Genomic DNA, 22485 nt, shown 5'->3' on the forward strand with positions numbered 1-22485 from the left:
CTTCAATCCATCGGGGACGTGTGCTCGTACATCGTTGCGGAAAAATACTCGCTTTCCGCGGGGAACACTTCAGCCTCCTCGCTCGCGGGCCAACACGATGTTGGTCACAAAGGCGTTGCCACAGGACGTGGCGTTCTTAGCCTTTGTTCCTTAGCGCTCGCTGCGGGGTCTTCAGACTGTTCCTTTCCCGCAGGAGTCTCGCATTTTTCCGCAGCTAGTGTTGTGTTTTGTCCTAGTGAAAGAACATTTAATGTACAGAAAGTCAAGAACAGCGGAGGAAATACACGGAGACTCCAGCGGGAGAATAGGCATAGGTGAGACCCCGCAGTGCGCCAGCGCGAGGAGGCTCACCAGCCGCCCGCGGAAAGCGGAGTGTATTTCCGGAGCGGTGTTATTGCACACAATTTTTCCAATGTGTGTCGCAGTTCATATCGACTACGAGGTTGGAAACAAACATTTTTCCTCAGGGGGGGTAATCTAATGGGCGTGCAATTTTTATTAGGAAGAGCCGGAACCGGTAAAAGTGAGTGGATTTTAAATGAGATCCGGAATAAGTTGACCGATAACCCGCAAGGACCGCCAATCTTTTATATCGTTCCGGAGCAAATGACGTTTCAGCAGGAATATGCATTATTTCAGGATGAGATCAAAGGAAGTATCCGTGCTCAGGTTGTCAGTTTTTCACGTTTGTCATGGCGCGTGCTGCAAGAAACCGGTGGTGCTACAAGGCAATTTATCACCTCGGTCGGTACCCAGATGATGCTTCGTAAAATTATTGCGGAGAAAGAAAGTGAATGGAATATTTTTCAAAAGGCTTTGGAGAAGCAAGGGTTTCTGGAACAGCTCGAGAGCATGATCACTGAGTTCAAACGTTACCTTATCACCCCGGAAATGCTCTATATGCAAATCGACCAAATGGAGCAATTTGTACATAAAGAGCCTGGTGAAGAAGCATTAACGGGTAAATTAAATGATCTGGCTTATATCTATGAAAATTTAATGCGTGTTCTGGAAGGTAACTATATTGATAGTGAAGATCAGCTGCAGATGCTTGCTGATAAAATAAAGGATGCGCCATTGTTAAAGGATGCGGCTATTTATCTGGACGGGTTTCACCGGTTTTCCCCGAAGGAACGCCTTGTTGTCGAGGAGCTGATGAAAAAATGTCATTCAGTGACGGTTGCATTGACAACAGATATTCCGGATGACGATGCGCTTTCCGAACTGGATTTGTTTTACCAGACAAAAGAAACCTATTATGCATTGCAAACAATCGCTAAGGATCATGGTATCCCAATCAATGAACCAGTTCTATTGAACCCGGAAGATGGCAGGCTGGGTGATCGGCCGTATTTTGCACATTTGGAAAAGCATTTTGATGTTAGACCTGCCCCTGTGTATAACGGTGAAGTCCCTATCCAAATAGCTGAAGCAGTCCACCCGCGTGCAGAAGTGGAAGGAGTGGCTCAGGAAATACTCCGATTGGTGAGAGAAGAGCATTACCGTTTTCAGGATATAGCTGTATTCATCCGGCAGACCGATGTCTATCATGATTTGATCGATACGATTTTCAATGATTATGATATCCCGGTTTTTATCGATGAAAAACGCAGTATGCTGAACCATTCACTGATCGAATTTATTCGTTCCGTCATGGATATCGTCGCGGGAAATTGGCGTTATGATGCGGTGTTTCGCGTATTAAAGACCGGATTTATCCCGGTGTCTGACTCAAAGTATCCGCTCAACGATGATGCGATTGATGAGCTCGAGAATTATGTACTTGAGTATGGGATTCGGTCACGTACGCAGTGGCTCAGTGATGACGAATGGGTGTTCCAGCGGTTTCTCGGTTTTGACCGATCAGGACAGACGGATGCAGAAAAAGAAACCCAAAAACGGATCAATGCGTACCGATATCAAGTTGCGAAGGGCTTAAAGGCATTTGATGAAGATATCAGACAGGCCGAAACGGTGCGTGAACGATGCGAAATCATTTATATGCTGCTGGAGGAGCTCGATGTACCCGGCAGGCTCGAGAAAATGCGGGAAACATACGATAACCAAGGTCAACTGGAAAAGGCACGGGAACAGGAACAAGTGTGGAATGCCGTCATTCAGTTGTTTGATGAGATGGTTGAAATGGCCGGAGACGAGACGATGACGATGGAAACATTCCGCGCTGCCATTGATGCCGGTTTCGAGTCGATGACATTTGCACATGTACCGCCAAGCATTGATCATGTGATTGTCGGTACGATTGATCGCTCCCGGATAAGCGGCGTGAAGTGTTCGTTTTTACTTGGTGTGAATGAAGGCACATGGCCGATGAATCAGGCAGAAGATGGCATGATCAATGAACAAGAACGAAACACCCTGGCAGAGCATGGGATCCAGCTGGCCGAAAGCAGCAAGCGACAGCTTTTGGATGACTGGTTTTATATGTATCTCGCGTTTACCTCGGCAAATGACTATTTATGGGTCAGTTACCCGTTGAGTGATGAAGAAGGCAAATCAAAAATGCCATCACAGCTCATTAAGCGAATGGAGGACTTATTCCCTGAATGCTCTGATCATATGTTATTGCAGGAACCTGATGAGCTGGTTGATGCTGAGCGGTTCATTACCACGCCAATCAAGACAAGGGCAGCGCTGACGGCCCAGTTGGCGCGCCACCGGAAAGGGTATCCGATTAAGAAGGTCTGGTGGTATGTCCTGGATTGGTATATTCATAACCATCCAAAATACAGCACGACTTATACCATTTTGCAAAGCCTGTATTATCAGAATCAGCCGGTTAACCTGACAAAACAAACAACTGAAGAGCTTTACCCGAAACAGGTTAAAGCAAGTGTATCAAGGCTTGAGTCCTATTATCGCTGTTCCTATCAGCATTTTGCCCAGTATAGTCTGCAGCTTCAGGAACGAAAAACGTACAAGCTTGATGCACCGGATATTGGTCAGCTTTTTCATGAAGCATTGAAAAAAATCACCGAATGGATCCAAGCGGAGGGCCGGGATTTTTCCCACTTAACAAAACAGGAAAGTGCAGGTTATGCCCGGCAGGCTGTGGAGAATCTTGCCCCTGTTCTGCAGCACCAAATCCTGCACAGTTCCAACCGTTATAAATATATTCAGCAAAAATTGCAGGATGTTATAACAAGAGCAACCTATATTCTAAGTGAACAGGCCCGAAAGAGTGACTTCTCACCGGTTGGACTCGAACTTGGATTTGGTGATAAACAGACGCTTAATCCGGTTACACTGCAGCTGCCAAATGGGTATGAACTGATGCTCAGGGGACGGATTGACCGTGTCGATAAAGCGGAAAGTGCCGAGGGGTTATTTTTACGGATCATTGACTATAAATCGAGTGAAAAAGGACTCGATCTTTTGGAAGTGTATTACGGGCTGGCACTTCAGATGCTGACGTACTTGGATGTCGTGCTCTCCCAGTCTGAACAATGGCTCGGAGTGAAGGCAACCCCGGCCGGTGTCCTTTATTTTCATGTGCACAATCCGATGATTTCAGGAAACATGAACATGTCTGATGATGAGATTGAAAAAGAATTATTTAAAAAGTATAAGATGCAGGGGATGCTGCTGTCGGATGAAGAGATTGTCAAACTGATGGATACATCGCTCGAATCAGGCAGGAGTCAAATTATCCCTGCCGGTGTGAAAAAGAATGGGGGATTCTATAGCGGCTCCAGGATTGCTGACCAGGAAACATTCCAAAGCCTGCAAAATCACATTCACCACTTAATGATGCAAGCGGGAATCGATATGACATCGGGTGGTGTGCATTTGAATCCATTTCAGCATAAACAGCAAACGGCGTGCACCTTCTGCCCGTTTCGATCCGTTTGTCAGTTTGACCCGAGTCTTGAGGAGAATAACTACCGCAAGCTGACAGATATGAAAGATGAGGAAATTCTGGAAAAGCTCCGTATAAGGGAGGAATCATAATGGTCAACTGGACAAGAGAACAGGAAGAAGCCATTTTCACGGATGGCCGTGATGTGCTGGTTGCCGCTGCGGCCGGATCAGGTAAAACAGCTGTCCTTGTGGAGCGGATTATCCAAAAACTCGTACGGAAAGAAAATCCGGTTGACATCGATTCGCTGCTCGTTGTGACCTTTACAAATGCAGCGGCACAGGAAATGCGCAATCGTGTCGGGGAGGCATTGGAGGAAAAACTGGCGGAACAACCTGCCTCCATCCATTTGAAAAAGCAGTTATCACTGCTGCAGCGTGCTTCCATCTCAACATTGCATTCCTTTTGCCTTGATATCATCAGACGTTATGCCTATTTGCTTGATATGGATCCCGGCTTTCGAATCGCTGATGATATGGAAGCTGACTTAATCAAACAGGAGGTTATTGATGATCTGTTTGAAGAATGGTATGGAAAGGAAGGCGAAGAACAGCAAAACTTCTTTTCGGTAGTTGATCGCTTTTCCAGTGACCGCAGTGATACAGATGTCGAAAGTCTTGTGCTTGATTTATATACATTTGCGATGCAAAACCCTTGGCCGGATGAATGGCTTGATGGGCTCGCGCGTGTGTATGACGTCCCGGAAGACTGGCAGGAGAGCGATTTAGGCTGGCTTAAAATCATTAAAAAAGAAGTAACAAGTGAGCTTGATGCCATCAGCCAGGAAATGAACCTGGCGATGGATTTGATACGGGAAAATGATGGCCCCTATCATTATGCCGATACAATTGAATCCGACTTTGCCAATTTGCATGAAGCACAGGCACATCAGGATTCATGGGATGATTTACAGGCGTTTATGGCAGCCAGCTCATTCGCTCGGTTATCCGGCAAAAAAATTGATTGTGATGAAGCGAAAAAAGATAAAGTGAAAAATCTGCGTGACAGTTATAAAAAACGCTGGAACGATATGAAAGAAGGATGGTTCAGCCGTAATCTGGAGAGTCATATTGCCGATATGCAGGAATTGGCTCCTGTCATCAGACAGCTGACAGAGTTAGTAAAGCAGTTCAAAGCGCGTTTTGCCGAACAAAAACGGGAACGGGCAATTGTTGATTTTTCCGACCTCGAACATTACTGTCTGCAGCTGTTAATGGATGAAACGACAGAGGAAAAGACAGTGAAACCATCCGATGTGGCGGTCAACCTGAGGGAGCAATTCACTGAGTTGCTGGTTGATGAATACCAGGATACCAACCTTGTCCAGGAAACCATTCTGACATTAATAAGTGATCAGGATGGCCCCGGCAATATGTTTATGGTGGGTGACGTGAAACAAAGCATATACCGGTTCCGTCATGCTGAGCCATCCTTATTTATCGACAAATACAAACGGTTTACGAGTGATGCACTGTCGGCGAAACGGATTGATTTGGCAAGCAACTTCCGCAGCAGGGAGCACATCCTCACAGGCACCAACTATGTCTTCCGGCAGATTTTGGACGAGGATTTAGGTGAAATCAGCTATGATGCAGATGCTGAATTAATCTATGCCAATAACAGATATGATACACTACCGCATTCGGAACCAGAGCCGGAGCTTGTTATTATCGACCGTGAATCACCGGAAGAAAAAGAGGACCTTTCACCGGAAGAAGAGGATTATCAGGATTTGGAGAAGGCACAGCTTGAAGCACGGGCATACGCCGAGAAAATCAAAGGCTGGATTGGACAGAAGGATGATGTCCCGCTGCAGGTTTATGACAAAACAACCGATACACAACGGGATATGCAGTACCGCGATGTGGTGATTTTACTCCGGTCAATGACATGGGCCCCGACCATTATGGATGAACTGAAAAAACAGGGGATTCCTGTTTATGCCGAACTTTCAACCGGTTATTTTGAAGCGATCGAGGTCAAAATTATGATCAACCTGCTGAAAGTGATTGATAACCCAAGGCAGGATATCCCACTGGCTTCTGTTCTAAAATCCCCGATTGTCGGATTGAATGAAGAAGAACTGGGGCAAGTACGCTTGGCTGATAAACGCGGCGGTTATTATGACGCGTTGAAAGCTTTTCATCAGCGCAATACCGGTGATACGGCGATTAAAGCTGCCAACTTCCTGGAAAAGCTGGAGCGCTACCGTCTTGCTTCACGCCAAGGGGCTTTATCAGAACTGATTTGGCAAATTTATCGGGAAACCGGCTACTATGATTTTGTTGGTGGCATGCCGGGTGGCCGGCAGCGGCAGGCTAACCTGAGAGCACTTTATGATCGTGCCCGGGGCTATGAAACAACCTCATTCAGGGGATTATTCCGCTTCCTGCGATTTATCGAACGAATGGAAGAGCGCGGTGATGATTTAGGAGCTGCGCGGGCACTCAGTGAACAGGAAGATGTTGTCCGGATTATGACCATTCATAAAAGTAAGGGGCTGGAGTTTCCGGTCGTTATTCTCGGTGCCATGGATAAACAGTTTAATATGCAGGATTTGAATCAGCGTTATTTGCTGCATAAAGATCTTGGTTTTGCCAGCAAATATATTGATCCCATTAAGCGTGTTATGTACCCGACACTCTTTTATCATGCTTTAAAACAGGAAAAACGACGTGAATTACTGGCAGAAGAAATGCGTGTTTTATACGTTGCATTAACACGAGCAAAGGAAAAATTGCTGATGGTCGCGAGTGTGCCATCCTTTGCCAAAAAACAGGAAAAGTGGGAGCAAATCATTGATCATTCCGACTGGGTATTACCGGCTCATTATCGTGTGAAGTCGAAAACATACCTGGATTGGATCGGGCCTGCGTTAATACGTCATCAGACAAATGATGCATTGCGCACGGTGGAAGTGACCGATCAAGTACTTGAAGCCATCCGTATTGATCCATCTGAATGGAACGTGTCTGTTGTACATGGAAGCTCTTATACGAATTTGGATGAAACGTCTCTGAGCGAAGCGGATGAACTGAAGGAAAGCATTGTGAACTGGGAGGCACTCGACATAGACGATAATGCCTATCATCAAGCTATCGACAATCGGTTATCATATAGCTATCCATACCAGGAAGCTGCCCGTTCCCGTGCTAAACAAACCGTTACAGAAATTAAACGTCAGCGTGAAATAAAGGATGAATATAGTGGTGATCAGTTTGTACAGACGTTTCAGCCACCCATTGTAAAACGTCCGGCCTTTATGCAAAAACAGCAGACAATTTCGGCTGCGGAGCGTGGTACCGCCATGCATACCGTGATGCAGCACATACCACTTGCAAAACCGTTGCTTCGTGAGGAGATTGCGGAATTTGTGGAGTCCTTGGTCGAACGTGAATTGCTTACGAGACAGGGGGCAGACGTTATTGATTTAACTGCTGTTGAAGCATTTTACAAAACAGCTGTCGGTCAATCGGTCATGAATGCACCAGTTGTCTATCGTGAAGTGCCGTTCAGTTTAACATTGCCGGCATCAGAAATTTACGCCGATTGGACGAGTGAAACAGAGGAACTCGTGCTGATTCAAGGGGTTATCGATTGCGTTATCCCAAAGGATGAAGGCTGGCTTATTTTGGACTACAAGACAGATACGATTACAAAAGACGTGACTGAAACGGTAAAAAACGACCTGCGTAAGCGTTATGACGTGCAAATGAAACTTTATAAAGAAGCTCTGCAACATATCTGGAAAGAACCGGTGACAACAGCTCATCTTTATTTCTTCTCCAGACAGCTGGAATTGGAAATTTGATTAAACAAATATGGCAAAATTGTTACAGAATACAGCGTGGCACTTTATCGGCCAAACCCTTTTATATCAAGGGGTTTGGCATTTTTTTATGCTGAAAAAATGTGGCTTGATAAAAAATGTAATAAAAATCACATTTACCTGTGATACAGTTCACTTTGGTGAGAGCCTTTCTCAAATAGGATATAAGTAAGAAATCCAAAGGGAGGTTGATTTTCATGAAAATGGATAACGTTAATCCTGAAGAAAAGGAAGATAACCTTGAAGTTGAAGAGCGGGAGCATTCTGAAAAAGGTGCATTTGCTTCTTCGATGATCTTTGTTGGCGGATTTATTTTTGCGCTGTATATAGCGATCTACTGGTTATATATGTTCCGGGTTGACATTTAATAAGGGAGGTAAATGTGATGCATAAACATGAAAAAATATGGCTGACAATAAGCAGTATTATGATTATTGGTTTTATGTTATTCACAGGTTATCAGACGTTTGCATTAGAGATGGGACCACCAAGTAATACGGAAACCCTCGATCCGCAAAAAGTGGATGAAACCGAGCCATTTGACGAACCTGGTGTTTATGAAGTGGGTGAAAATCAATATGAAGTGGTCATGACACTTGAAGCGTTCATGTTCACACCGGCTGATATTGAAATTCCGGCAGGTTCTGAAGTGACTTTCATTATGACGTCAAAAGATGTGACACACGGGTTTCAAATTGCTGGAACGAATGTGAACGCCATGGTCATGCCAGGATATGTTCAAACGATCACGCAAGCATTTGATGAACCGGGCGAGTATTTGATTTTATGTAATGAATATTGTGGTGCCGGTCACCAAATGATGTCCACTACAATCACTGTTAAATAAAGGAGGGAAGGTCAATGGCATTAGCTGAAAAGATTAAAGATAAAGCGAATCAGGCGATGGGATTAAACGAAGAAGATGCTCGAATATCAAAGTCATATTTTACCGTTTCGTTTATTGCCTTGTTATTTGGAGGAGTCTTTGGCTTGCTGCAGGGTTTAAATCGTGCAGGACTTCTGGAACTTCCATCATGGTATGATTATTATCAAGTATTGACATCACACGGCCTATTATTAGTTCTTGTATTTACATCATTTTTTGCCATTGGTTACTTTTATGCGGGTATGTCCCACACATTAGGGGGCTTGATTCCAAAAGTCAGGAAGATGGTATGGATCGGCTTTGGCATGAAGCTGGTAGGTTTTGTGTTTTCTGCAGTTCCAATTGTGATGGGTGAAGCAAGCGTCATGTACACATTTTACCCGCCACTGCAGGCATCACCATGGTTTTATATCGGATTGGTATTAATTGTGTTAGGTGTATGGATGGCTGCATTTGGCGCATTTATCCAAGTGGCAAATTGGCGTAAAAATCACAAAGGCCAACATTTGCCAATTCTATCATTCTTTGCAACAGGTGTTTTTGTTCTATTATTCTTTGGCAGTATTCCAGTAGCCATTGAGGTGTTCATGATTATCCCGTGGGCATTCGGCTGGGTGGAAACGATTAATGTCATGCTGAGCCGGACCTTATTCTGGGCATTCGGCCACACATTAGTCAACATTTGGTATTTAACAGCCCTATCAGCATGGTATGTCATTGTACCAAAAGTCATTGGCGGCCGTCGTTTCAGTGATACGTTAACACGCGTTGTCATTATTCTGCTGGTTATCCTGAATATCCCCGGCGGATTCCACCACCAAATCGTTGACCCGGGTATTACCGAATCGGTTAAATATCTGCATGTATTCATGAGTTTGGCCATCGGATTCCCATCATTAATGACAGCATATGCCATGTTCAGTGTATTTGAACGTACAGGCAGGGCAAAAGGTGCGAAAGGGTTATTCGGTTTCTTTAAAAAGCTGCCATGGGGAGATGCACGTTTCCTGGCACCAATGATTGCCATGATTGCATTTATACCAGCCGGTGCTGGCGGAATTGTACAAACAACAAACCAGTTAAACCAGGTTGTCCATAACTCACTGTGGGTCGTCGGACACTTCCACTTAACATTAGGAATGACTGTAGCCTTAACCTTCTTTGGAGTCAGCTACTGGTTGGTGCCATATATTTCAAAACGTGTGTTAACGCCGGCCATGAACAAATTTGGCGTCATTACTACAATTCTTTGGACAATTGGTATGTCGTTGATGTCGATTTCGATGCACCTGGTCGGATTACTGGGATCACCAAGAAGAACATCCTACTCAACATATGGCGACAACGCTACCGCATTAGGCTGGGACCCATATTTAATCTTCCTGGGAATTGGGGGAACCATCCTGATTATTGCAGTCATCATGCAAGTGTATGCGGTATTCCATCTGATGTTCCGTGCTCCTAAGGGTGAGGAAGAATTCCCGATTGGCGAAGTAGAAGACAAAGCAAGTAAAACACCATTCTGGACCGAACGCTGGAGCCGCACTATTCTTATCATGCTGGTGGTTGTGGCGATGGGATATGTTATTCCACTGGTTGACTTTATCGGCTATGCACCACCGGGATCACCACCATTCCAATTGTGGTAAGAGTGGGTTAAATAGGGATAGCTTTTCTGATTGGCTATCCCTTTCCAATTATAAAAAGGCTGATTGACCCGGAAATATTCTTAAATGATAAAGATTTGACGTCGATATCAGGTGATAAAATTTAGGATGATGTATAATGAAGTCGGCTAATTCGCTGATTTACACAAATCTGACCTCTTACCTCTGGAAAGACGAGACAGAGGCCGAGTCTTTCATAAGGCGTGATTGTGATGAGGAAAAATAACACAATAGCGACAACTGTTGTTATCCTGTTTGGCATTCTACTATTTGCTGTTGGCACAGATGGTTTCACTGCTTTCACAGCTGAAACAGCAAGAACAAACGATTTACTTGAAGCTCAGCCACAGTTTCCCGAAGTAACATTAGAGGATAGCAAAGAACGTGTATATCCTATTTCTGATTTTGAAGGAAACTACTTGTTTATTACGTTCATGTATACGTCCTGTGAGGATGTCTGTCCTGAACTGGAGATGAATATGCTGCAAGTTTATAAGCAACTTCCTGAAGAATATATAGGAGAGGATATAACATTTTTAAGTATTAGTTTTGACCCAGAACGGGATGATCCGGAGACCCTGACAAAATATAGGGGTTATTTTGAAAGTGATGGTGAAACATGGCGCATGGCACGGATTCCGGACCAGGCTGAATTGGATGCATTGCTGGAGGAATTTGGCGTCATTGTTATTCCGGATGATCATGGAAACTTCACTCATAACTCTGCATTCTATTTAGTCGACCCGGACGGCTATTTAATTGATGTGATGGATTATACTCAGCCGGATGCAGCTGCTGATCGGGTCAATTCGATTTTAGATCAGGAAGTGGGGGGCTAACGAATGACTCAGGTAATCGCTGGACTTGTTTTCTATCTATTTCTCATGCTCCCTCCCGTCGTTGAACTGTTAGAATCAATCATGATTATTCATATGCATATGCAAATGCCATTGCTTGTTGTTGCTGGATTTTTAATGGCGCCTCTTTTCCAAAAAAAATTCCCATCGTTTTTTGCGAAATATAACATGAACGGGATTCCCGGAATTTTGCTGTTTATGATCATTATGTTTTTTTGGAATATCCCGCGAGCGATGGATGAGGCACTGACAATACCACTTGTTGAAATCTTCAAGTTTATCAGTCTGCCATTTTTGGCTGGTGTGCCACTACGGGATAGCTGGAACAAACTGACGACAAAATGGAAAAACGGAACATTGCTCATGTTCTTGATTGTTTATACGGGAACGGGTATATTATATATTGCATCCCCGGTTCAATTATGCAATAACTATCTGGTCAAAGAACAAATAACCCTTGGATGGGGTTTTATTACGGTCGCTGCAGCCATTTTAATTTATTTAATTCAATTATTTTTCGTTAACCCGTCTGATTATGAATAGCAAGGTATATACCCAATGGGAAGTATCACTGCCGCAGTGCCCGACGCTGTGGTATTTTTTTGTTTTACGCTTATATGAACTGGAAAGGCGTATCAAGAATTTGCGTGAACTGGTCAAGAGAGGATCTGTCACGATCGTAATGTGCTATAAAAAAGGATGAACCAATCGAGAAAGGGTCTGTCACGATCGTAATGTGCTATAAAAAAGAATGAACCAATCGAGAGAGGATCTGTCACGTTCATAATGTGCTATAAAAAAGGGTGAACCAATCGAGAGAGGGTCTGTCACGATCGTAATGTGCTATAAAAAAGAATGAACCAATCGAGAGAGGATCTGTCACGTTCATAATGTGCTATAAAAAAGGGTGAACCAATCGAGAGAGGATCTGTCACGATCGTAATGCGCTATAAAAAAGGTTGAACCAATCGAGAGAGGGTCTGTCACGATCGTAATGCGCTATAAAAAAGGGTGAACCAATCGAGAGAGGGTCTGTCACGATCGTAATGCGCTATAAAAAAGGGTGAACTGATCGAGAGAGGATCTATCACGTTCGTAATAAGCTATAAAAAAGGATGAACCGATCAAGAGCAGATCTGTCACGATCGTAATGCGCTACAAAAAAGGATGAACCGATCAAGAGCAGATCTGTCACGATCGTAATGCGCTACAAAAAAGAATCAACCGATCGAGAGGAGATCTATTACGATTAAAAAAAAATCCGGCCGTCTTACCATGATGACGGCTGGATTTTTGTAAGAGAGGGAGTATTGTATGAGAGATCTTTATTTGTTGTCCTGGATAAATCCTTTTACAGGACTGGTTCACACCGTCTGTAGAAAATTTCTAAGCGTTTGCGGAGAGATTTTGGTCGTTTATATCAGGGTCGACCGGATTGGTTGAATTGACACCGCTATTGGTGTTCAGGAAGTCACCGGTATTAAATGAACCCGAACCGGAACTTGTTTTTGACGTGCTTTTAGGTGATAGGTAAAAGGAGTCACCAAAGTTTATGACGCCTCCATCCACACTATTTATTTTAATGGGTCCTACAATTGATGGCATGAAAACACCTTCTTCGGATAGTTGGTTATGATAGTTTATGAACATCATGTGTTTTTGTGTGAAATCAAGCGTTTAAATATCTGCGAAGATGCTTAATTCTCGCTTCACTATCGACTTTGTCAATACTGCCAACCTGAAAAATGGCCGTTTGGCTGACACCAATCATTCTCACGCTGTCCACTTGAATGGTATCACGGTGATGAACCGTATTTTTTTCTACAGTCGGAGCGATTGGCGGCCAATTTGCTTCCCGATGAAACAGCGAATAATCCTTAAAATAAATCCCATCATCCTCATGAAAAGCTGCACCTTCCTTTTGTACAGCAATCCCTTTTGATTGTGGTCCGGCATATGTCGTATCGCCTATATTGAAAACAGCAGAGTATGTTAAGCCGTTAAGGTTGATTTTACTGACAGCAGCTGTTCGTTTTTGCATGATTAACCACCTGCTAATGGTACAATCGATCCTAAAGCAGCGGCTTCAGGTGGGGTATCAAAAAAAGATGACAAGACAAATGCATCATTATCACCGATTAAAAAGACAGATGATGCTGTGACCGTCGTGACTTCAATGTTGCTGACATGCAAACCCCAATTATGAACTTCCATATTCATTGGATTGATCATTCCCCTCCATGTATTTAGTTAATGAGTGATAAATTTCATGTTTAATTTGCTCACCTATATGAAATGTTAACTGTTCCTGGCTAAATTCCTGCCTATTTTGTCCGGCCTCCGCTTCGTAATGTGCAATTCGTTCAGGCAGCTGTTTTGCCATATCTTCTATCAGCAAATTCGAATCGATATGATCCATTGGGACATGATGCTGAACGGCAAGATCACGAATAAGCTGTTCGCCATTTTCCCGTAAATATGTGTCCAGTTCAGGCAGTAATTGTTGTTTGACCATTGAATTATTGGCCTCCGGGACAGAAAAATCGTCTATGTTGTTCAAATCTTCCGGTGTTAAACCGATGTGCAGGGTTCCGTTAAGGTTTTCGATTTTCAGTTGATCGAAGTGATATTCAACTTTTTCCAAACCTTGGTGACTTTGCTGATTTGTATGGTTTTCGAGCTGCTGTATTCGCGTTTCCAGTGACCGGATGGTTCGATCCTGTTCATCGATACGCTGATAGAGGTTGTAAACATATTGATTCCAGCCATTCATATAAGTGTGCCCTCCTTACGATTCGTAAGTTGTCATTTTCACCGCATTTTTTGAACACCATTATTAGGCAAAGACCTATACATAATATATGCACATCGTGTTCAGGTTGTGATACTAACCGGGCTGCCGGAGTCTGATTACCGTATGTTCACCCACAGGTTCAGCAGGTTCAGCGGGTTCAGTAAAGCCACCCGTATTATGAATATCTGATTGCGCCTGAATGCTTCCGGTGCTGCCTATCTGAAAAACAGATGAGTTGGATATCGCTTCTACTCTGATTGAATGGATGGCTATTGACTGATGAACGATCAAATTCATACGAAACACTCCATATTACGTTATAGTTTGGTCAAATTTGTCTTTGTCCGACACGTATGTCATCGACTGACCCAGTCTGATGCGGGTTCTGTCTCCAGTGTTGAAAGAACCGCCGCCAGCATAGGTTTTTGCAGTGCTTTCCGGGCACATGGAATAGACATCCCCGATATTGAAGATGCTTGAATTATCGATTGTATTCACTTTTACTGCACCCACTTTTGCTGGCATTGTAACGTCCTCCTTCTCTATAATTTATGTATGAATACGGATTTGTGAAACCAGTGAACAGGAGTGGTCGTATGTATAGAACAGTATGGTGGGAAGCTGGTCTAACGGAAAGGTTGTTATATTCATGAACACTACTGTACCTTTACAAAAATCTGAACGCATGATGTGGATTGACGCAGCCAGAGGGTTTGCGATTCTGGGAATTTTCGTTGTCAATATCGGGGCATTCTCTGCACCGTATTTTTTATATGGCGGGGAAATGGATGCATGGCCATCAGAACTTGATCAATTTATACAAATAGTGATTGATATTTTCTTTCAGGCAAGTTTCTACACATTGTTTTCGATTCTGTTCGGTTTTGGTTTGCAAATTTTAAAAGAACGACTTGAGGAAAAAGATATTGCAGTTATTCCATTTTTATTTCGAAGACTTGTTATATTAATCGGATTTGGCTTGGTCCATGCATTTTTAATATGGCATGGTGATATTTTATTATCATATGGAATGATCGGTTTATTTCTATTGGCGTTTATCAATAGCAGTGATCGCGTGATTTTAACTTGGGGATCGCTCATGCTCGGTATCAGTGTCTTTTTGTATACTGCAATGTTATACAATGTTAGAGATTTCCTCGGGACTTCTGATGCGGCGGGAATTTCGCTTGCAAAAGAGAATTATAACAGTGATGATTTGTCTGTTATTTTAGGACAGAATTTGAATGACTGGCTCTATTCCAATGGTCTGTTTTCTTATGTACTCCTGGGAACTACTTTATTGCCCTTATTTCTGTTTGGAGCGTATCTTGGACGGAAACGCTGGCTGCATAAACCGACGGAGCACAGACAAAAGTTAGTGGCAGGGTGGATCATTAGTTTGATTTTTTTCATTGTGCTGAAAGCGGGGCCATATTTATACGGTAATCCGGAATGGTTTTCGTACGCGCAGGATAATGTCGGCGGAGCTGCCTCGGCATTGTTTTACCTATTTTCAATTACATTACTTGGGCAAAGCCGGTTTGGCAAAAAGGTTCTGAAGCCGTTCAGCTATGTTGGGCGCATGTCGCTGAGCAACTATATACTGCAATCGGTCATCTGCTTTGTGTTATTTTATGGTATCGGATTCGGCCTGTATGGTTCAGTGAGGCCGATTGAAGCAATGGGGATCGTTCTGATTGTTTACAGTCTGCAGATTGTCTTGAGTAAATGGTGGACGGCCCGGTTCCGTTATGGTCCGCTTGAATGGGCCTGGCGCAGTCTGACATATAAGAAAAGGCAGCCGTTGCGAGAAAAAGGATGACTCGGTATAAGGTTATGATTGTAAATACTTTTTAATTTAAATGCAATTTTAGTGTGTAGCAGTAGGTATTGGATATATATTACCCTTTATATTTGGGTCAACACTAAAATCTATGGTTGATATTAGTGGATAACTATGGTAAAAAGACTGACTAGCGGAGGAATATGAACGAAACTGTCAAGGACCTCCGCACAATTTTTTTGAATGTGATTTTTGGACAACTTTAAGCGAAGGGTCTGAATTGGGCCCTTTGTTCAGATATAGGAGATACTCATACAAAGCTAAGAAGAATGGAAGTTCCTCCTCTTCATAGGTTGTGAAGAAGAGAAATACACGGCATGAAGGCAAAAATCTCTGCTCCGGTTAAGAGACTGATATCCGTGGGTTCTCACATTATATCTTTCCGTATAAGGATCTGTCACGAACTCCTGGCGTGCGTTCACCAATGGCTGGCTAGCACAAGTCTCCGTCGTGCGTTATTCCTTTTACGGTTTATCTTTGCCTCCAAGCCCTATATTCCTTTCCTTTTCCCATTATCCTGCAGTTCAGTTTCCGAATAATATGCCTTTATACGTAACTTAATGCGCTTGAGTTTCAGTATCCGATTCATTGGCTATGGCCCAAATGAATCCTGCCAGTTCTCTTGCAACGGCCGTGATGGCTTTTCCGCTTTCCTTCCCACGTCCTAATAGGCGGAAGTAATTTTTGTGCAGGCGGTTTTGTGCTTTCCATGAAATATTCAGGATATTCGTTGGCTGTCCTTGTTGCCTCTTTTTTAGCTCACCTTTCACGGCAGGCTGGTAACGATAGCTCCACGCCGCCTCTATTAATAATTTCCGTACATGACGATTTCCTGCCTTGGTGATATTTCCTAATCTGCGTAAGTCACCACTGGAACTTTCACTGGGGACCAGTCCATTGTAGGCCATAAATTGGTTAGGCGTTTGAAACCGTTCAAATGACATGATTTCCGCAACCAAACTGGTAGCTGTAATGACTGCCACACCTCGTAAAGTCATGAGTTTTTGAATCATTGGCGCATGGACGCCTTCGTTGGCTTGTTCCTTAATCTCCTGTTCTAACACTTTCAATCGTTGCTGACATTCCTTCACCTGCTGCAAATATTCTTGGAATGCCACGCGAGAGGCAGAGCGGTTCCAATTTTTTAAACTATCCAGCCAATCCCAATACTTTACTGTCCACCTTTTCGTACCTTGAGGCGTTTTAATCTCTTTTCTGAGAAGAAATTTGATCAATCGCTGTTTAGCTCTTAATTCATCTTCCTTCACATCCTCACGTGCCCGAACCAGGTCGCGCAAAGCTTCATCATCTTCTGTTGGTACATAGATAGGTGTTAACTCTCCCGAACGATAAAGCGTCGCTAAGTTCAAGGCATCCCGCTTGTCTGTCTTAACACGATCACCGGGCTTCTGAGGAATTAACGATGGTGCAACCACGTCACATTCAATATCCATACTCTTCAGGAGACGATAAAGTCCATACCCGGTTGGGCCAGCTTCATAACAAAATTGAAGTTGTTCCGGCATCCCTAATTTGCTTATTAATTTCCTGATTGCCTCTACTGTATAAGGAATCATTCCAATATACCTTGCCTTTGAGCGCCCTTCTTCCGCAACACCGACTGCAATTTTTTCCTTTGACACGTCTAATCCCACATATTTTGTGATATACTCCATCATACTAGCTCCTTTCGTATTATAGCTCTGATTTGGTTTGGCTTTACTAGTAATACAGTATGACCAAATTAATCTACGTTCTTACGATTAAGGGGCTAGTTTCGTTCATGATAACTCCTGCGGGAAAGCGTAGTGTTTTTCCGCAGCGGTCACTTAAATTCATAATTACAACTAGTTTGTCAACCATAGGTTTTGGTGAAGAGCCTTATATTTATATTACTTTTTTTATGGGTTTGCCCCATAATAAGACGCTTTCTTAACTGATTCAATCATATAGGTAGTAATTAATAAACTTTGCCATTAACGAGGCGCAGTTACGGAATAAAGGGGGAAATGATTAGATGCCAACCTTGCCAAATTGCGGGTGAAAAGTGGACTTGGAAACAGAGACTATCAAAAACAACTACATGGATCAGGCAAATGACTTGTCCTATTGCGGAGAAAACCCAATATCAAACACAAAAAAATCAAGAATGAAAACGGTGCTTTGACATTGTCATCTTACTGGCCACTTTATCTTTGATATCCAGGGTATCTCTTGCTTAGCTTATTCTCTATTTTATTTGTTTTCATTATGTCACTTTTCCATTTGTAGTGGAGGTAAAGCAGGGAAGATTATATAAACTTTTTAAATCTTAAACAGTGTTTATTTATACAGCTATAAATAATAGTGTTTAGCAAATCTAAGGTAAGCAACAATCGGCGCCTATCCGGAACAATGCAGTAGAGGGAGGGTTTGTGTGGATCAACAAGTCTGTCTCAAAGTTTTAAAAAATTTGCTGAGAAGAGAATGCAAAGTACAAGGTATGTATGAAATTTCTATCCTTAACAAGTAGCTTCCTTGATTGAGCAACTACTTGAAGTTATCCACTTATGTAAGAGAAGGACAGCCAGACCAAACATGTTATTTGGGGCTGTTCCATACTTTAACTATTACAAGGATTAAAATCATGAGTTGAAATATTATTATCCAAGTATAACTAATCCGCCAAAAAATAAGAAAGACGCTTTTCCTTTATTCAAAAGATTTTGCCTTAAAATAGGGACAAATTATAGACATTCTAAAAGTTAAATTAAGTGCAGACAATGAAGTGGAGACGGTGCGCTTACCTTTGCCCCAAATTTTGTTATGCTATAAGCAAGTGAACAAACCCCCTGGCTAATGATCGAAAATCGGCACAAGTGCAGGTTTACAATTTGATGTGGGATCAATATAGCTATTCATATGGGACTGACAAGGTATTCGGAGATGTTAATTCAAAAGTACATATCACTTCAGAAGTTAAAGGTGAACTACCGGAAATCCCAAGTTCAGCCCCTCCTGTCACTCACAAAGCAGGTTTAGACTTAAATATCCCTAATCTTAATGATAATGAAGAATATAGATGGCTGAAATCACTCATTTGGCCAGAACATAAGGAAAGATTAAGGCTTTTTGATGATGCGGTTGAACTTTTTAAAAAACAACCACCAAATCTTATAGAAGGTGATGGCGTTTCATTGATTGAGGGAATCGCAAAGGAAATACCTTCTGATCAAGCAATATGTATTTTCCATAACGCATGTAGCGAACACATAAGATGTGAAATTAGATTTATTAAATAAAATCGAGGTCATAGGTAAAGAAAGAGACGTTATTCACGTCTACAATAATATCTGGGATAAAGCATTACACCTTGATTATTGGATTGATGGTAAAGAAACCAAGTTAATAATTGGCGATACGGATGGTCATGGACGGTGGTTCCAATGGAATCTAGTCGATCCCCTCATGTCTTACTAAAGTTTTCTGTACAAACTTTGATTTGACTATGCCGTTAACGGGCGGGCGCAGTAGTTGCTGTATTAACACGTGTAAAGTGGTGGTATTAAAAAGAAATGAGGGATTTCAAGAAGTGGCTCAAATTAAAGAAATAGGATCTTTATGCTCTGTAGACAAAACAAGAGATTTATACCCGGCATGTAAACTTTTTTTAAAGGATTATCCCGAAAAACAATGAAGAACTGCGCTTTGGTAAGCAATCAATCCTATCGGATCCAGAAAGAATATTGGACTTCCTGGACTACTTTGGGAGTTGGATGAAGGAAGAAGCAGAGAATTGGCTTAAGGTTTATAATCCCAAAAAAGAAGTACATCTACCACTATAAAGACAGTTCCGCAAACGGGTGCACTTCTGGAATAAGATTCGCGCTACATTTACTTTAATATGATGGGCCATTTTGTCGAAAAAATTCTCCAAAAACAATTGGATATTTATGATAAAGTAGATATAAATGATAGTGAGAATGTTTTATATTGGAGGTAAAATGGAACGGGTATATTAGGAATATTTGTTTTTTTTCTATCGGCGCGCCCGTTACATAACATATCAAAAGAAAAACTGAAACACTTATTTTTGGAGAAGAGCAAAATTGTTTTATAAATGTAATACATTACCCAACTAGGAGGATTTTTATGCCAAAACGTATTTTTCTTTTGTGTTTAACGTTCATTTTCACAGTATCTGTCGCTGTTGCTTGCAGCAGTCAAAGTAATGAAAATGATGCACAAAATAATGGAGAGGAATCAGCTCAATCCAATGAAGATGAAAATGAGATGCGTAATCAAGATAACGAGGGAACTGAGGGAAATTCAGGTGACACACAGAATGATGATGAAACGGGTCCTGGTGACGATCAAAGTGCAAATGAAACAAATGACGCTAGCGAACAACAATCAAGCTCTTCTGATGATAATGCGTCCGCAAATAGCAATGAGCTGCCGAAAACTATTGAAATAGGTGAACAAATTCAGCACGAAGATGGTGTTACTCTGACGCTTGAGCAAATCTCTTTTGAAGAAGATCATATTACAGTAGATTTTAATGCCGAGAATCATTCTGGTTTCAGCGAGTATCTGGCGAGTGGAGGCAGAGCAAAAGGTTCAAATTTAGGTGGTATCACGTTACAGGATGATACGGGTTATGATTATCGATATGTTGCTGATGACGACTCTGATAGAATAAAGCTTGAGGATCAGGAAAAAGTTACTGGGACGGTTAGTTTTGCGGGAAGAATTCAAGATGACGCCCAATCACTGACGTTAATATTTAATCCTGATAATGTAGAACCTCAATTTAATTTTGAAGATATTGAGATAGAATGGTAGTAATTAATTCATATGTGGAGAGGAGTATCCTCATTGCATTCCATTTATAAAAAGATTAATTTAAGTTTTATTCTTATTGTATGTGTGATATTTTTTTCCGCTTGTATGAACGCTGAAGAAAATAATCATGAATCAGCGAATGAGAAGGCTGCAACAAACGATGAAAATGATACGGCAATGGTTGACAATGCAGAGATTGACAAAAACGATTCTGATCAGGAAGAGAATGTACCGAAGTCGGAATTTAATATAACGCAAATGTCATTTGGATCCATTTTTTTCAAAAGCAGCATGGATATTGACTCCAGTTTTGAAAAAGAAGTGATGGAAACGTTAACGGAATTTAATGCTGTGGGAACGGAGGATGGCGCAAAGTTAACGTTGCCTGAAGATATTTTGTTTGCTTTTGATTCGAGTGAATTACGTTCTGAAGCTGATGAAGCGATTGGTCAACTCGTGCAGGTGATAGACACAACCGATGATGAAGTAATAATCGTTGGACATACAGACAGTAAAGGCGAGGATAGCTATAACCAGGAACTGTCCGAGGATCGGGCGAATGCTGTTCTTGACGCATTAGCCGACAAAGGCGTTGAAGAGGGACGTATGACCGCTGAAGGAAAAGGTGCATCAGAACCAATTGCCCAAAATACAAATAATGATGGTTCGGATAACCCTGAAGGCAGACAGAAAAATCGCCGGGTAGAAGTGACCGTCCATGGCTTTAATCAATGATATTTCAAAGTTTAAAGTGATATTTATTATGAGGTGAATGCCAAAAAGTCACGGAGTTTATTTGACAAGTAAAAAATATGTGTAATGACAATTAAAATTTAAATAAGTACAATGATAATCAGAAGGTTTTATAATCCGATAGGGTGCCATTCTTGAGCAATTTTGGCGCCCATTCCATACATAAGTGCAATTCTGTTTAGCAAAATTGATTTAATTGGAGTTGGGTATAAAGAATAGGTAATATACTGTTTTTTTGCGGGGCTATTATTGCTTATAGTAGGTAAATATTTGTTTACGCATTGGATAGTTACTGGAACTTTTATGGCAGCAATATTTGGCATTCCGAGTTCATTTCTTATCAATAGGATATATTAGCGACTTTAGAAAAGCTGCCAGAAGAAGAAAAAAGCCGATTAAGATTGAAGATTTCTGCATTCGGGCGCAGTTCCTGAATAAGTATTATACTTCTCCCGTTTTCGTACGAGTGGTTTTTATTTTATTTCAGCCAGTATTTCTTTGGATCTATATTATTCTGGCTTGGCTATTAAAAAGCATTCCTGTAATGAAAAAATTTGAGGAAAAATGGACGTAGAATCGATTGTACAAAAAAAGAGCCCTCTTGGTACGATAGAGAGTGTCATCGATGACCTCGAATTAAGTACCTAAGGAGGACTCCTACAATGGATTTTACACAAAATGGAACGCTTAGCAACAAATCAACAGAAAAACACTTATTATCGTATCGATGTGGCTAAAAAGAAACATGTAGCTCGTGCCATTGACGACCGCGGTCGTGATTTAGCGAAACGTTTGGTGTTTGAGAATACCTTTACAGGATTTAAACAATTGCTTAAATGGGCTCAGAACCTTGCTGATGAAACGAATAAATCCAACTTTATTTTTGGAATGGAGCCAACAGGCCATTATTGGCTGAATCTAGCTTATTATTTAAGGGCTCAGGAGCTACATGCCGTCGTCGTTAATCCCATGAAGGTGAAACGCACGAAGGAATTGGATGATGATTCACCAACCAAAAATGATACAAAAGAATGCGAAAGTTATCGCTCAGGTAATGAGAGCTGTCGATATCATGAACCAATCTTACTTGAAGGCATCTAATGCTGAACTTGCGGGAAGGCATGAAGCTTCATGACATGATGCAGGAGGATTTTG

General features: G+C 42.0%; 20 protein-coding genes. 13 read left to right on the top strand and 7 right to left on the bottom strand.

The genetic code is table 11. From position 1 onward, the window contains the following. Positions 1 to 480: 480 nt before the first annotated feature. The 7 genes from addB to Len3610_RS01930 all read left to right on the top strand — a co-directional run bounded on the left by addB (position 481) and on the right by Len3610_RS01930 (position 11659). Positions 481 to 3969 carry a helicase-exonuclease AddAB subunit AddB gene (gene addB, locus Len3610_RS01900; RefSeq protein WP_176446456.1) on the top strand — a complete coding sequence of 1163 codons (3489 nt, stop codon included), beginning with the start codon at positions 481 to 483 and terminating at the stop codon, positions 3967 to 3969. Further along, a complete protein-coding gene (gene addA, locus Len3610_RS01905; RefSeq protein WP_176446457.1) occupies positions 3969 to 7688 on the top strand; it encodes a helicase-exonuclease AddAB subunit AddA in 3720 nt (1239 codons plus the stop codon). Before addB ends, addA begins: the two co-directional genes overlap by 1 nt. 215 nt (positions 7689 to 7903) lie before the next feature. Further along, on the top strand, positions 7904 to 8074 hold the full coding sequence (locus tag Len3610_RS01910) for a hypothetical protein (RefSeq protein WP_176446458.1): 171 nt from the start codon (positions 7904 to 7906) through the stop codon (positions 8072 to 8074). Positions 8075 to 8091: 17 nt separating this feature from the next. Continuing rightward, positions 8092 to 8553: a cytochrome c oxidase subunit II gene (locus tag Len3610_RS01915; protein ID WP_176446459.1), complete on the top strand. Its 462-nt coding sequence runs from the start codon at positions 8092 to 8094 to the stop codon at positions 8551 to 8553. Positions 8554 to 8567: 14 nt separating this feature from the next. Then, on the top strand, positions 8568 to 10241 hold the full coding sequence (locus Len3610_RS01920; protein WP_176446460.1) for a cbb3-type cytochrome c oxidase subunit I: 1674 nt from the start codon (positions 8568 to 8570) through the stop codon (positions 10239 to 10241). Positions 10242 to 10471: 230 nt separating this feature from the next. Further along, complete coding sequence (locus Len3610_RS01925) at positions 10472 to 11098, top strand: SCO family protein (protein ID WP_176446461.1); 627 nt, start codon at positions 10472 to 10474, stop codon at positions 11096 to 11098. Between the two features lie 3 nt (positions 11099 to 11101). After that, the gene (locus Len3610_RS01930; protein WP_176446462.1) at positions 11102 to 11659 is read left to right on the top strand and encodes a hypothetical protein; all 558 of its coding nucleotides are present in this window, start codon (positions 11102 to 11104) and stop codon (positions 11657 to 11659) included. An 843-nt stretch (positions 11660 to 12502) separates the two neighbouring features. Here the strand turns inward: Len3610_RS01930 and Len3610_RS01935 are convergent. The 6 genes from Len3610_RS01935 to Len3610_RS01960 all read right to left on the bottom strand — a co-directional run bounded on the left by Len3610_RS01935 (position 12503) and on the right by Len3610_RS01960 (position 14435). Continuing rightward, positions 12503 to 12721, bottom strand: coding sequence for a spore germination protein (locus Len3610_RS01935; protein WP_176446463.1), 219 nt, complete (start codon positions 12719 to 12721; stop codon positions 12503 to 12505). A 64-nt stretch (positions 12722 to 12785) separates the two neighbouring features. Beyond that, positions 12786 to 13157, bottom strand: coding sequence for a spore germination protein GerPE (locus Len3610_RS01940; RefSeq protein WP_176446464.1), 372 nt, complete (start codon positions 13155 to 13157; stop codon positions 12786 to 12788). 2 nt (positions 13158 to 13159) lie between these two features. Next, positions 13160 to 13336, bottom strand: coding sequence for a spore gernimation protein GerPD (locus tag Len3610_RS01945; protein WP_176446465.1), 177 nt, complete (start codon positions 13334 to 13336; stop codon positions 13160 to 13162). Next, positions 13317 to 13889 (bottom strand): spore germination protein GerPC, encoded by a 573-nt coding sequence (gene gerPC, locus Len3610_RS01950; protein WP_176446466.1) that lies wholly within the window; start codon positions 13887 to 13889, stop codon positions 13317 to 13319. The genes Len3610_RS01945 and gerPC overlap by 20 nt, the downstream gene beginning before the upstream one ends. Before the next feature lie 114 nt (positions 13890 to 14003). Beyond that, complete coding sequence (locus tag Len3610_RS01955; protein WP_176446467.1) at positions 14004 to 14207, bottom strand: spore germination protein GerPE; 204 nt, start codon at positions 14205 to 14207, stop codon at positions 14004 to 14006. A 15-nt stretch (positions 14208 to 14222) separates the two neighbouring features. Further along, positions 14223 to 14435 carry a spore germination protein gene (locus Len3610_RS01960; RefSeq protein ID WP_176446468.1) on the bottom strand — a complete coding sequence of 71 codons (213 nt, stop codon included), beginning with the start codon at positions 14433 to 14435 and terminating at the stop codon, positions 14223 to 14225. Between the two features lie 124 nt (positions 14436 to 14559). On the opposite strand from Len3610_RS01960, the gene Len3610_RS01965 reads away from it, so the two are divergent. Next, entirely contained in the window at positions 14560 to 15732 is a 1173-nt protein-coding gene (locus Len3610_RS01965) for a DUF418 domain-containing protein (RefSeq protein WP_176446469.1), read from the top strand. Positions 15733 to 16310: 578 nt separating this feature from the next. Here Len3610_RS01965 and Len3610_RS01970 read toward each other — a convergent pair. Then, positions 16311 to 17432 carry an IS110 family RNA-guided transposase gene (locus Len3610_RS01970; RefSeq protein ID WP_255259740.1) on the bottom strand — a complete coding sequence of 374 codons (1122 nt, stop codon included), beginning with the start codon at positions 17430 to 17432 and terminating at the stop codon, positions 16311 to 16313. A gap of 1197 nt (positions 17433 to 18629) precedes the next feature. Between Len3610_RS01970 and Len3610_RS01975 the strand changes: the two genes are divergently transcribed. The 5 genes from Len3610_RS01975 (at position 18630) to Len3610_RS20425 (ending at position 22431) form a co-directional block, all read left to right on the top strand. Beyond that, positions 18630 to 19034: a DUF2332 family protein gene (locus Len3610_RS01975; RefSeq protein ID WP_255259873.1), complete on the top strand. Its 405-nt coding sequence runs from the start codon at positions 18630 to 18632 to the stop codon at positions 19032 to 19034. Next, positions 19012 to 19212, top strand: coding sequence for a DUF2332 family protein (locus Len3610_RS21605; RefSeq protein ID WP_176446471.1), 201 nt, complete (start codon positions 19012 to 19014; stop codon positions 19210 to 19212). Before Len3610_RS01975 ends, Len3610_RS21605 begins: the two co-directional genes overlap by 23 nt. A 672-nt stretch (positions 19213 to 19884) precedes the next feature. Beyond that, positions 19885 to 20577: a hypothetical protein gene (locus Len3610_RS01985; RefSeq protein ID WP_176446472.1), complete on the top strand. Its 693-nt coding sequence runs from the start codon at positions 19885 to 19887 to the stop codon at positions 20575 to 20577. Between the two features lie 33 nt (positions 20578 to 20610). Continuing rightward, positions 20611 to 21312 carry an OmpA family protein gene (locus Len3610_RS01990; RefSeq protein WP_176446473.1) on the top strand — a complete coding sequence of 234 codons (702 nt, stop codon included), beginning with the start codon at positions 20611 to 20613 and terminating at the stop codon, positions 21310 to 21312. A 696-nt stretch (positions 21313 to 22008) separates the two neighbouring features. Continuing rightward, positions 22009 to 22431, top strand: coding sequence for an IS110 family transposase (locus Len3610_RS20425; RefSeq protein ID WP_255259741.1), 423 nt, complete (start codon positions 22009 to 22011; stop codon positions 22429 to 22431). Positions 22432 to 22485 lie beyond the last annotated feature (54 nt).

The sequence above is a fragment of the Lentibacillus sp. CBA3610 genome, from assembly GCF_013373365.1.
In the GTDB taxonomy this organism is placed as follows: domain Bacteria; phylum Bacillota; class Bacilli; order Bacillales; family Amphibacillaceae; genus Lentibacillus.

What these genes read in the sequence shown, in the direction of transcription:
- addB (WP_176446456.1), top strand. Translation starts at nt 481, where the DNA reads ATGGGCGTGCAATTTTTATTAGGAAGAGCCGGAACCGGTAAAAGTGAG.
- addA (WP_176446457.1), top strand. Translation starts at nt 3,969, where the DNA reads ATGGTCAACTGGACAAGAGAACAGGAAGAAGCCATTTTCACGGATGGC.
- Len3610_RS01910 (WP_176446458.1), top strand. Translation starts at nt 7,904, where the DNA reads ATGAAAATGGATAACGTTAATCCTGAAGAAAAGGAAGATAACCTTGAA.
- Len3610_RS01915 (WP_176446459.1), top strand. Translation starts at nt 8,092, where the DNA reads ATGCATAAACATGAAAAAATATGGCTGACAATAAGCAGTATTATGATT.
- Len3610_RS01920 (WP_176446460.1), top strand. Translation starts at nt 8,568, where the DNA reads ATGGCATTAGCTGAAAAGATTAAAGATAAAGCGAATCAGGCGATGGGA.
- Len3610_RS01925 (WP_176446461.1), top strand. Translation starts at nt 10,472, where the DNA reads ATGAGGAAAAATAACACAATAGCGACAACTGTTGTTATCCTGTTTGGC.
- Len3610_RS01930 (WP_176446462.1), top strand. Translation starts at nt 11,102, where the DNA reads ATGACTCAGGTAATCGCTGGACTTGTTTTCTATCTATTTCTCATGCTC.
- Len3610_RS01935 (WP_176446463.1), bottom strand. Translation starts at nt 12,721, where the DNA reads ATGCCATCAATTGTAGGACCCATTAAAATAAATAGTGTGGATGGAGGC.
- Len3610_RS01940 (WP_176446464.1), bottom strand. Translation starts at nt 13,157, where the DNA reads ATGCAAAAACGAACAGCTGCTGTCAGTAAAATCAACCTTAACGGCTTA.
- Len3610_RS01945 (WP_176446465.1), bottom strand. Translation starts at nt 13,336, where the DNA reads ATGAATATGGAAGTTCATAATTGGGGTTTGCATGTCAGCAACATTGAA.
- gerPC (WP_176446466.1), bottom strand. Translation starts at nt 13,889, where the DNA reads ATGAATGGCTGGAATCAATATGTTTACAACCTCTATCAGCGTATCGAT.
- Len3610_RS01955 (WP_176446467.1), bottom strand. Translation starts at nt 14,207, where the DNA reads ATGAATTTGATCGTTCATCAGTCAATAGCCATCCATTCAATCAGAGTA.
- Len3610_RS01960 (WP_176446468.1), bottom strand. Translation starts at nt 14,435, where the DNA reads ATGCCAGCAAAAGTGGGTGCAGTAAAAGTGAATACAATCGATAATTCA.
- Len3610_RS01965 (WP_176446469.1), top strand. Translation starts at nt 14,560, where the DNA reads ATGAACACTACTGTACCTTTACAAAAATCTGAACGCATGATGTGGATT.
- Len3610_RS01970 (WP_255259740.1), bottom strand. Translation starts at nt 17,432, where the DNA reads ATGATGGAGTATATCACAAAATATGTGGGATTAGACGTGTCAAAGGAA.
- Len3610_RS01975 (WP_255259873.1), top strand. Translation starts at nt 18,630, where the DNA reads ATGTGGGATCAATATAGCTATTCATATGGGACTGACAAGGTATTCGGA.
- Len3610_RS01985 (WP_176446472.1), top strand. Translation starts at nt 19,885, where the DNA reads ATGCCAAAACGTATTTTTCTTTTGTGTTTAACGTTCATTTTCACAGTA.
- Len3610_RS20425 (WP_255259741.1), top strand. Translation starts at nt 22,009, where the DNA reads ATGGAACGCTTAGCAACAAATCAACAGAAAAACACTTATTATCGTATC.